The organism is Prevotella sp. HMSC073D09, assembly GCF_001814145.1.
GTDB classification, from domain to species: Bacteria; Bacteroidota; Bacteroidia; order Bacteroidales; family Bacteroidaceae; genus Prevotella; species Prevotella conceptionensis.
In genome coordinates, this window is sequence record NZ_KV815108.1 from 83,761 (window position 1) to 91,839 (window position 8,079).

General features: G+C 49.5%; 5 protein-coding genes. 1 reads left to right on the top strand and 4 read right to left on the bottom strand.

Going from position 1 to position 8,079, the window contains the following annotated elements; translation table 11 throughout:
• Positions 1-43: 43 nt before the first annotated feature.
• From HMPREF2955_RS09490 to HMPREF2955_RS09505, 4 genes are all read right to left on the bottom strand, one after another.
• The gene (locus HMPREF2955_RS09490) at positions 44-1,324 is read right to left on the bottom strand and encodes a DUF4843 domain-containing protein (RefSeq protein WP_070722936.1); all 1,281 of its coding nucleotides are present in this window, start codon (positions 1,322-1,324) and stop codon (positions 44-46) included.
• A 6-nt stretch (positions 1,325-1,330) separates the two neighbouring features.
• On the bottom strand, positions 1,331-2,806 hold the full coding sequence (locus HMPREF2955_RS09495; protein WP_070722938.1) for a RagB/SusD family nutrient uptake outer membrane protein: 1,476 nt from the start codon (positions 2,804-2,806) through the stop codon (positions 1,331-1,333).
• 8 nt (positions 2,807-2,814) lie between these two features.
• Positions 2,815-6,183, bottom strand: a complete 3,369-nt coding sequence (locus HMPREF2955_RS09500; protein WP_070722940.1) for a SusC/RagA family TonB-linked outer membrane protein — start codon at positions 6,181-6,183, stop codon at positions 2,815-2,817.
• A 154-nt stretch (positions 6,184-6,337) separates the two neighbouring features.
• The gene (locus tag HMPREF2955_RS09505) at positions 6,338-7,318 is read right to left on the bottom strand and encodes a hypothetical protein (protein WP_070722943.1); all 981 of its coding nucleotides are present in this window, start codon (positions 7,316-7,318) and stop codon (positions 6,338-6,340) included.
• A gap of 536 nt (positions 7,319-7,854) precedes the next feature.
• On the opposite strand from HMPREF2955_RS09505, the gene HMPREF2955_RS16595 reads away from it, so the two are divergent.
• Positions 7,855-8,079: hypothetical protein (locus HMPREF2955_RS16595; RefSeq protein ID WP_210401301.1), on the top strand; the 225-nt coding region annotated here is incomplete at its 3' end.

Below are 8,079 nucleotides of genomic sequence, written 5' to 3' on the forward strand. Positions count from 1 at the left end.
TCGTTTAGTGCGCCAAACGCACCTTCTTATACCCTCGCTTGCCTTATGGCACAGTGGGGAACGTAAAGGGATAAGAGCCTTGTGCAGCCTTTTCGCGGAACAACTTGTTGCAAGCCTTGATGGCCGCTTCGCCTCCAAGCGAGGCATCCCAGTGCACATCGCCCCACTCGTTCATCACGGGGAAGAGCTGGTTAAGTACGAAATCTGCACCCTTATGCGCAAGCCACACGTTTATCATAAAGCGATATTTAGCGTCAGAATAGGGTCCGTAGTATTTCTCTACCATCGCCTTACCGCCTTGTTCGTCTTTCCAAGGCTGCGGTTCAACCACTTCGTAGGCCACATTAGGCCACATGGGGATGTAGAAACTGCCCTTGTAGCTGTTGCCAGGTCGCCATCCGTCCAGATAAAAAGTGTTGTATCGTTGCATCATCAGTTTCACCGCACGCAGGTTCAAAGCCTTCATCGCCGCCTCGTTGCCCCCTAGTTGGGCATATTCGTTGGCCGTAGTGATGTCCATGCTGTTGCAAAGTCCTACGAAAGAACCACTCTGATAGGCGCCCAGATAGGTGTCTTGGAGCGACGTCCAATACCAAGGCTTGGCATAGGTGTTGTCGTTGGTGAAGGGGATGTCTACCTCGATGGCCGTTTGTGGGGCCGCTTGCTGCTGACGACGAAGGCTATCTATGGCGGCTAGGTTCCACTGCACAAACTTGTAATAGTCGTTCTCGGCGTAGAAGTTGTTACGTTTCGTCACCTTAACCAGCAACTTTTGTTTAGCAGCCGACCATGTTCCGAAGTACGAACCACCCATGCCGTCCCATTGAGACGGCTTGGTATAGGCTTCCTTCACATGCAAGGTGAAAGATTGAAACTCCTTTATCCCCTCGCCTATCTGCGAGGCTGGGTCGCTGGCATCGATGTACACTTCCGCCTTAAAGGTGCTGTCTACCAATGAGGGACGTTGCGCCAACACCATCACCGACTTCTCGTTTTCGCCTGGTTTGAACACCACTTCGGGACAAACCACGGTGGCTTCGGCCACGCCTTGCACGGCTCTGGACTTGAGAACCACCCTTCTAGGCTGGTCGGAATTGCGCCCCATCAACTTAAGCTTTAAGGAAACGCCAATTTCTTTGGGAGCGGTGAGAATGGAGTCGGCAAAGTTTACTGTGGCGTTAAGTGCATCTTTGTTGCCGTAATTGAAGTAAACGCCGTCGCCATCATCGGCATAAAGTGGCACCATTTCTTCCTTGCACGCGGAAGAGAGCATGCAGCCAAGGGCCACGGCAACGACATATCCAAACTTATTCTTCATCTTCATCGTGGTTTAAGGGTTGGTTTGTGGGGTTTGTTTGCCAGCTTGCGCATCGTGAGATGCGGTCCAGCCATATTCTTTCTCTGCATCGGGAAGTGGGAACACGAAGCGTTCTTTCGACAAAACGATGCTGTTATCGTAGGTCAGCTCCGTTATTCCGTGGCGTTTCAAGAAGTACCAATACTGCCCTTCGGCATAAAATTCCTTGCGGAACTCGCGGTCTAAGGCCTTTAAACGACTAGCCTCGTCGGTGAAGTTTACGTTAAGCGAGCGCGAATAGCCACGCTTGTTGCGCACGGCATTGAGAAATCGGGCAGCCTGAGTTAGGTCTGGCGTCATCTCACAGAGAATGTAATACATCTCTGGCAAGCGTATCAGTGGCACAGCCTCCTTGGGGTTGGTGTTGTACTTACGCGACAAAGCGGTCTTTGCTGCGGCGTGTTCGTAGAACGCTGAACTCTTAGAGCGCATGTCTTCGCGGCGGTCGCCCGACACTTCAAAGTAGCTGTTGAACCGTTCTGAACGGATAAAGTACTGGGTTGTGTACTTTTCTCCGTCTGCCCAGTGCGACGAGAATGTCTCGCTAAGGTGGTAGATGTTAAGCGCAGCGATGCACTCGGAGAAGAGGATTGGGTCGTCTTGGTTGCTCGAAACCAACGTCAGGCCGCAATTATCCACCACGTCTTGCGCGCAGGCCACGGCATTTGTGGCATCGCCGGCATAGCAATAGATACGTGCCATGAGGGCGTTTACGGCATGATAGTTAAAGCGGAACTGGCGTTCGTTGTTGTCCAAGCGCATTTTTTTCTCATGTGCCAGCAGTTCTTTGGCCTCTTCGAGGTCTTTCAAGGCCAATTTCACAATCTCTTTCGCAGGCAAAAGCGGCTGCTTAGAATTATCGGCCACCATGCGATAAGGAATACATGGCACATCTGCTGCGGCCGCATCCTTACCATATTTCCACGGTCCCCAAGCCCTAAGCAGGTCGAAATGGCAATACGCCCTTATGGCAAGAGCCTCGGCACGGAAAGTGTTTCGGGTCTTAACATTGCGTATAACCGACTCTCCATTGCGGTCGAGCCACTTAATGAAGTTGTTGCAATTGGCAATTACATTATAGAGTTTCAGCCACGATTGGGCGAGTTTCTGCTTGGTTCGGAAACCATCCGAGGTTGCTGTGGCGTAGTTGTAGATGGCTGCACGGTCGTTGGCTCCATCGGGAATGTAGTCGTATTGCTGGGCCAACTGGTCGAGCAGGCCGAACGACATGTTGCCGCCGTAAGCCCCTTGGTCGGTCATCAGCAGGTAGATACCCGTGAGCGAACTTTCAAAACCCGACTCGGTGGAGAACATCTCATCGGCTTTGAGGTCGGTCTTGGGGCTTACATCAAACCATCCCGAACAGGCAGTTACAAGCGAACAAGCCAAGAGGAAGGTGCCCATGCGGCACACCTTATATAATATGGAGGGGAAAATTAAATGCTTCATAGGGCTATTTACTTAAAGATGATGGAGCAAGTGAATGTATAAGAACGTGAGAAGGGGTAGCCAAGACCACGCTCCATCTTCACCGTTGAAAGGCGCAAGAGGTCGTTGGTGGTGAAGTTGAGCGACAACACGTCGATGTTTAGTCGGCCCAAAAGCTTATAGTCAGTTTGCTTAAAGCGGTAGCCAACGTTCACGCTTGCCAACCTCAGCTCGTTATCTTTCATGATAAATCGGTCGGAAGCAGGCGTTTGCGAACCATTAAGGTCTATGCGCTTGTACTTCGTTACGTCGCCGGGCTTGCGCCAACGGTCTTGCGCGGCGCGGCGGTCTAGGTTATAAGCGATGTTGCTGTTCTCTATCTTGTCTACCAAAGTCTGGTTGTAAACGATACCGCCCCACTTGTAGATGAAACCGAGCGTACACGAGAGGTCGCGCCAATTGACAGACGAACTGATAGTGCCGTTCATCTTCGGTGTTGTGTCGCCAACGGGAACCTTGTCTGCGGAGTTCCACTTAAAAGTCTTCTCGCCATTACGCGTAAGGAACACTTCGTTGCCCGTCATGGGGTCGATACCCAACGAGCGCACGGCGTAATAGGTGGTGGTAGACTTGCCTTCTTGGTAAACGGGCAGCGGAGCCGACTTGGATTTCAGCTGTTCTTCGTTCATTTTACGAAGGTAGTCGGATATCTTACGTATCTTGTTGCGGTTGTGGTTCATGCCCAAAGCCACCGTCCAATAAAATTGCTTACGGATATTCTGCAAAGCGATAACGTTTAGCGTAGCATCGAAACCGCGGTTTTGAAGTTCGCCAGCGTTGATGTACTGCGACTCGAAACCCGTTGAGGGGGCTAGGTCGTAGTTGGTTAACAGCTGCCTGCTGATGTTGTTGTAATAGTTAAACGATAGGTTGGCACGGTTTTTCCACACGCCCACGTCAAATCCAAGGCTCATATTATCTGTCTTTGTCCACTTGATGTTGGGATTGTTCAGGCGCGACAACACCGCCCCCAACGTGGAGAACGAGGCATAAGGGCGCATCGTTTGGCTGAACGTGTAATACTCGATGGCATCGGCAGGACTAGAATTTTGCGCACCCGTTACGCCATAGGTGGCTCTGAACACGAGGTTAGACACGCGACCAGCCAACCACTTTTCGCGATAAGCGTTCCACCTTAAACCAACGCTCCAAAAAGGAGTGAGGTTGTGGTCGGCATATCTTGATGTTATTTCGCTGCTCACGTTAACATCCACCGAGTAACGGTTGTCGTAGCTATAAGAGAGCTGCGTGATAAGTCCCATCGACCTTGCGATAGACTCTGAGCCGCTGGGATGGGTTCTCATCTTGTTTCCGAAGATGAAATCGTCCATGTGCGAATCGGGATAACCCACGGCCGAAAGGTTTACATAGTTGCTGCGGTCTTCGCTAAGTGTCCAGTTGCCAAACACGCTGAGCAGGTGCTTTTTAAAGGCCATGTTCCAGTTCAAGCCCAGGTTACTCGACCACGAGGTCATCTCTCCCGTGTTCTTGGTGTAGCTACCACGCAAGGTTTTGTCCAATTCGGTAATGAAAACCGTGTGCGTAGCAGGCAAGAAATTCTCCGTTCGCGCCATTCCGCGCATGTAAGAAACGTTCTCCGTGAGCCTCAAATTCTTCAACAAGCGATACTCCAAGTTCAGGCTAGCCGTGATGTTGGTGTTGCTTGTCAGGTCTTTTATGCCCACATTGGCATTATAAAGGGGGTTGGCAATGGGCACACTACCGGCCCCCGTGTGGTTGTCTAGCTGCTGCAAATACTCGCCAAACTCGTTTGTTGGACGATAATAGGGGTTTACGCGCGTATATTCGGAGAACGAACCATAGGGCGAATTGTGCCCGTCTGTTTCCGATAGGTTAAGACTTGCGCCTACCGAAACGTTTTCTTTACGATAGGTCATGCTGAAATTAAGGCTCTTGTTGTTTTGTTCCGAACCTTTCATCACGCCAGGGTTAAACGCGGCGTTAAGGTCTAGGCTATAACGAAAAACCTCTGTACCGCCGGCTGCCGATATCGAATGGCGGTGCGTAATGGCTGTACGCAGGGGCTTGCTCAGCCAATAAGTGTCTACACCAGCCAGCACGTTGCGCAGCAATTGGTTGTAGCGGTTCATGCTCTTGTCGTTAGACGGTTCGTAAACGCCTGCATCCCATTCCATCTGCAACTTCTCGCGCGCGTTCATTAGCTTATAGTCGGTAAGGTCGGGTGCCTGTATGGTCAGACCTCCATTGTAGCTAACCGACAGCACACCGTCGGGCGCAACCTTGGTTTCGATAACCACCACGCCGTTAGATGCGCGCGAACCATAGATGGCTGTTGCAGCTGCATCTTTTAATATCGTAACGTTTTCGATGCGTTCGGGGTCGAGTTGCAATATGCGACTCATCGACACGATGAAGCCATCCAGCACAAAGAGCGGCGTGTTTGGGCGGCTCGAAACGTTGTCGAGCAACAAGTCCATACTGTTAAGCGATGCCGTTGTGCCCAGGTTTTGGTCGCCGCGGATAAGGAATTCGGGCTGTGCATTGGGGTCCGAACCACGCGTATTGCTTTCAAGAACCTTAAAGCTGGGGTCGTAAAACTGCAAGCTTTTAAGGATGTTGTTGGGGTTTAGCTTGCGCAACTCTTCGCCCTTCACCGACACGTAGTTGCCTGTAAAGCTAGATTTGCTTCTCTTACTAAGACCCGTAACCACCACTTCTTCCACCATGTGGCCATCGGCTTTCAGCGCAATCCTCATGTTTGGGTTTGGTTTGGTAATCTGCAACGAAACACTTTCGTAGCCCATATACGACACCTTGATGGAGCTCTTGCGCGGAACTTGCAGCGAAAATTTGCCGTTCACATCGGTGATGCTACCCTTTACGCCGCCCGTCTTAGTGCCATCGGTAAGCATAACGGTGGCGCCAACCAGCGTTTCGTTGGTCTTGGCATCCGTAACCACACCCTCGATGCGTAGCATTTCTTTGTCGTCTACATCCCTGTTGTAAGACGAAATGATGATATGGCGGCCTGTTTCGTAGCGCACCAACACGTTTTGGTCGCCAATTAAGCGTCCCAAAACCTTATCTAACGGTACGTCTTTTACGTTTAATGTAGTTGGGCGGGCGATGCCCACAAGTGCCACTTCTTGAAATTCGATGGTGGCATTGGCTTGTTTGGCCACTTTTTCGAGCACCGTTCCCAACGGTTCGTTGCTCACGCGCAGCGTCACAGGCGTATTCTTCCAGTCGTCGAGTGCCCCACTTTGGGCATTCGCACTGGTAACATACAGCAACATGGCACATAGCATGTATAGCCACCCAAGTGCTGTTTGGTGGTTGTTTTCAGTTGTTCTCATCGATAAGCAGGATTAGTTTATGATGCGTTTCGAAATTGGTTGGCGTGTAGATTGTTGTTTTGATGGGGCCATAAAAGGCAAAGGGCTAGGCACAAACCACGTTAAGCCCTTTGCATGCCCCCCGTTTAGAGGTGCAGATGTGCGGCATTACAGCCTATTCCATCAGCTTTTCAAGAATGTCCAGATACCCCTTGTCCACGTTATACTTAGCCTTATATTCGGCAAACAGCGGTTTGGCGCGTTCCAGTTCTTTTCCATTGCGCATAAAGCTAACAAGTAATTGGTAAAGCACGGCATCGCGTTGTGCGCCTTGATAGAAGGCAGCCAGCTCCTTATACATGGTTTCGAGCTGTCGGGGCATGGTGTATGTTGCTTTTTGGGCAACAGTTTTTTTCTCGTTTTCGTAGAAACAATAGCGCATAAGGAAGCTCACGTAGTCGGGGTTACGCAATGCTCCTTCGCCCGAACGTGTCTTAACGCCGTCCATCAGTTTCCAATAATCGCCAATGCCTTGTTCGGCAATGGGTGTCTTTCGGGTGTCGGCATACATCTGCGGATATTCCATAAACGAGATGTAGGTGGCCGCCTCGGTATTGGCTAGGATGTATTCGGCTGCCACATCGCTTAACTGCGACTTTTGCTTAGCCACCATCTCTTGTACCTTCGAGAGCAGTGTTCGCGAGTCTTCAATTCGCTGCTGTGGCTTAATGTCTACCACGACACAAGCCAACAGCTGACTTTTATAACGCATCTGCCTTCTCATGTCGTCGATGCTACTTATCAGGCGGTTGGCCGCAGCAGCCTTTTCACTGCCACTGAACACCACTTCGGATGGGCGTTTTCCATCGTAGCGCACCACGGCATGTATGCTGTCGCCAGGCATCAGCAACACGTTCACCTGTCCGTTGATAAGCATGCACACGAGGTTCTTTGTTTCGAACGAGTACAAATGTTCATCGCCGGGGTTGGTATGAAACTCGGCATTGAAGAAAGGCGACTGCAAACAATCGAAATAAACCATTTCTTGTTTGTAGCCATAAACCTCTGCACTCAGCGTTGTCTTCTTCTGGGCATAACCATTAAAGGCCAATACGCAGAGCACTCCCAAAAGAAATTTTCTTGTCTTTGCTGTCATTGGGTATGTTTAAAAGCGGTTAGAAATATAAATTGTCAAGGGCATCGGGTGCGGATGATATATTCCTTCACTCATATCTATCCGCAAATAAAATTCATCATCTATCTTTATACGGCTGTAAAATTAGTAAGTGTAAACCATCCAATGTCTTAATTTTTGGTTAAAAAACATAAATAACGCATGCGTTCATGCTACATAACATAAAAAACGAGCATTTTAGGTCTGCATATTAACTGCAATTATATCGAATATTAAGTTTCTAGATACCGACGTCGTTTTGACTTTTGATATTTCTTTAAATGGAGAGGAGTTTACCATCCTTGTGATGCCAAACCAAGATAAACGTTCTGCGCATGTACGAAGTGCAGGAGTTATCAACTCAACAACTCCCAACTCATAAACTCACGGCCTATCCCTCTCGTAACTCGCCAATTTGTAAACTCGTCAACCAAATCACTCGTCAACCAAATTAACCGTTAACTTGTCAACTCGTTAAGCTGATGATTTGTCAACTTTTCAGCTTGGATTTTAACATTATGAGTGCCCTTTTTGCCAACCAACTGCCCACCTTGTCGCAAAAAATCGATTCTCGCGGAGGTTTGTTTCGGTGCAAAAAGTGGTCAGTTGTACATACAGACAAAATGAATTTTTATTTAAACAGACCGTCACTAACACCCGTTTTTGGGCGATTTGCAGCTAAACGCGGTGCGTTTTGGTGCAAAATGCGGTGCGTTTTGATGCTAAATGCAGTGCGTTTTGGT

Excerpts from the sequence above, each read along its gene's own strand:
- HMPREF2955_RS09505 (WP_070722943.1), bottom strand. The coding sequence starts at position 7,318 with ATGACAGCAAAGACAAGAAAATTTCTTTTGGGAGTGCTCTGCGTATTG.
- HMPREF2955_RS09500 (WP_070722940.1), bottom strand. The coding sequence starts at position 6,183 with ATGAGAACAACTGAAAACAACCACCAAACAGCACTTGGGTGGCTATAC.
- HMPREF2955_RS09495 (WP_070722938.1), bottom strand. The coding sequence starts at position 2,806 with ATGAAGCATTTAATTTTCCCCTCCATATTATATAAGGTGTGCCGCATG.
- HMPREF2955_RS09490 (WP_070722936.1), bottom strand. The coding sequence starts at position 1,324 with ATGAAGATGAAGAATAAGTTTGGATATGTCGTTGCCGTGGCCCTTGGC.